This is a genomic window from Pseudomonas sp. P5_A2_2, from assembly GCF_054177685.1.
Map to the genome: position 1 here is coordinate 1 of NZ_JBGCUL010000726.1, position 2,327 is coordinate 2,327.

At 54.8% G+C, this 2,327-nt stretch carries 4 protein-coding genes; all 4 read right to left on the reverse strand.

Translation table 11 applies throughout. The annotated features are described in order from the left end of the window. Window positions 1–56: 56 nt before the first annotated feature. The 4 genes from rplL to rplK all read right to left on the reverse strand — a co-directional run bounded on the left by rplL (window position 57) and on the right by rplK (window position 2,323). On the reverse strand, window positions 57–422 hold the full coding sequence (gene rplL, locus ACXRVY_RS24820; RefSeq protein ID WP_095945914.1) for a 50S ribosomal protein L7/L12: 366 nt from the start codon (window positions 420–422) through the stop codon (window positions 57–59). Window positions 423–497: 75 nt separating this feature from the next. Further along, on the reverse strand, window positions 498–998 hold the full coding sequence (gene rplJ / locus ACXRVY_RS24825; RefSeq protein ID WP_458238503.1) for a 50S ribosomal protein L10: 501 nt from the start codon (window positions 996–998) through the stop codon (window positions 498–500). Window positions 999–1,196: 198 nt separating this feature from the next. Next, complete coding sequence (gene rplA, locus ACXRVY_RS24830) at window positions 1,197–1,892, reverse strand: 50S ribosomal protein L1 (protein WP_003186095.1); 696 nt, start codon at window positions 1,890–1,892, stop codon at window positions 1,197–1,199. Continuing rightward, entirely contained in the window at window positions 1,892–2,323 is a 432-nt protein-coding gene (gene rplK / locus ACXRVY_RS24835; RefSeq protein ID WP_007933726.1) for a 50S ribosomal protein L11, read from the reverse strand. The genes rplA and rplK overlap by 1 nt, the downstream gene beginning before the upstream one ends. Window positions 2,324–2,327 lie beyond the last annotated feature (4 nt).

Below are 2,327 nucleotides of genomic sequence, written 5' to 3' on the forward strand. Positions count from 1 at the left end.
GCCACCAGCCATCAGCCTGTCGCTTAACGCTCGGGCTGGAGGAGCAAAGTCGATGCTTACTTCAGCTCGACTTTAGCGCCTGCTTCTTCCAGAACTGCTTTGGCTTTGTCAGCTGCTTCTTTGGCAACAGCTTCCAGAACCATGGCAGGTGCGCCGTCAACTACAGCCTTGGCTTCTTTCAGGCCCAGACCGGTCAGTTCACGTACAGCCTTGATCACGTTAACTTTCTTCTCGCCAGCTTCGGTCAGCATGACGTTGAATTCGGTTTGCTCTTCAACAACAGCGGCAGCAGCGGCAGGACCTGCCGATGCAGCAGCAGCGGTAACGCCGAATTTTTCTTCGAAAGCTTTGATCAGCTCAACAACTTCCATTACGGACATGTTGCCAACTGCTTCAAGGATATCGTTCTGAGAGATAGACATGAATCTAATTCCTGATATTGGGGACGGCCTACGCGACCATCGAAAAAAACAAAAAACGCGAGAAGTTGACGAGCCTTAGGCTGCAGCAGCTTCTTTCTGGTCGCGAATTRCCGCCAGAGTACGAGCCAATTTGCTGGTAGCGCCTTGAATCACGCTCATCAGCTGAGAAATTGCTTCGTCACGGGTCGGCAGAGTTGCCAGTACGTCGATTTGGTTAGCTGCGAGGAACTTGCCCTCGAACGCAGCTGCCTTGATCTCGAACTTGTCCTGACCCTTTGCGAATTCCTTGAAGATCCGGGCAGCAGCGCCTGGATGTTCCTTGGAGAACGCAATCAGGGTAGGGCCAGTGAACACGTCGTTGAGGACACTGAATTCAGTGTCAGCAACAGCGCGCTTGAGCAGGGTGTTACGTACAACACGTACGTAAACGCCAGCTTCACGAGCCTCTTTACGGAGTCCGGTCATCGCGCCTACTGTTACGCCACGGGCATCAGCCACGACAGCGGACAGAGCGACTTTGGCAGCCTCGTTGACTTCAGCGACGATGGCCTTCTTGTCTTCGAGTTTAATTGCCACGGGTTTAACTCCTGCTTGTTACCGTTTCATCTGGTCGAAACCGGATGTCGTTTTGGTGTCTGATTCGGTAAGGAACCGGGAGCACCATCTGCGTAGGCTTGTGGTTTAAGACTTGCGTCGCCTACGGTCTTGGATAGCCCCCGCCAGGCAGGGACCCCAATTTTTCAATTGGCGCAATTACTTGCGCCAATCTGTGTCTTACGCGTCGAGCGAGCTTTGGTCGATGACCAGACCTGGGCCCATAGTGGTGCTCAGGGTAACGCGCTTGACGTAAATGCCTTTCGAGGAAGCTGGCTTGATACGCTTCAGATCAGCGATCAGGGCCTCAACGTTTTCCTTCAGCTTGACGGCGTCGAAGCCGATCTTGCCAACGGAAGTGTGGATGATGCCGTTTTTGTCGGTGCGATAACGAACCTGACCAGCCTTGGCGTTTTTAACCGCGGTAGCTACGTCTGGAGTTACGGTGCCGACTTTAGGGTTAGGCATCAGGCCACGTGGACCGAGGATCTGACCCAACTGACCTACAACGCGCATTGCATCCGGGGATGCGATCACTACGTCATAGTTCAGGTCGCCGCCTTTCATTTCGGCAGCCAGGTCGTCCATGCCTACGCGGTCAGCGCCGGCAGCCAGAGCGGCTTCAGCAGCTGGACCCTGGGTGAACACAGCAACGCGAACGGTCTTGCCAGTGCCGTGTGGCAGCACAGTAGCGCTACGAACGACCTGGTCGGATTTACGTGGGTCAACACCCAGGTTTACAGCTACGTCGAACGACTCGCTGAACTTGACAGTCGACAGCTCGGCCAGCAGGGCAGCAGCGTCTACAAAGTTGTAGGCCTTGCCTGCTTCGATTTTGCCGGCGATAGCCTTTTGACGCTTGGTCAGCTTAGCCATTACACACCCTCCACGTTAAGGCCCATGCTACGAGCAGAACCGGCGATAGTACGCACGGCTGCTTCCATATCAGCTGCAGTCAGATCCGCGTTTTTGGTTTTCGCGATTTCTTCCAGCTGAGCACGAGTCACGGTGCCAACCTTAACGGTGTTCGGACGAGCGGAACCGCTGGTCAGACCGGCCGCCTTCTTCAGCAGAACCGAAGCAGGGGTGGATTTGGTTTCGAAAGTGAAGCTACGGTCGCTGTAGACAGTGATGATCACTGGAGTCGGCAGACCTGGCTCAAGACCCTGAGTACGGGCGTTGAAAGCCTTGCAGAATTCCATGATGTTCACGCCGTGCTGACCCAGAGCAGGACCAACAGGTGGGCTTGGGTTAGCCTGAGCGGCTTTCACTTGCAGCTTGATGTAAGCGGTAATCTTCTTGGCCATGAGG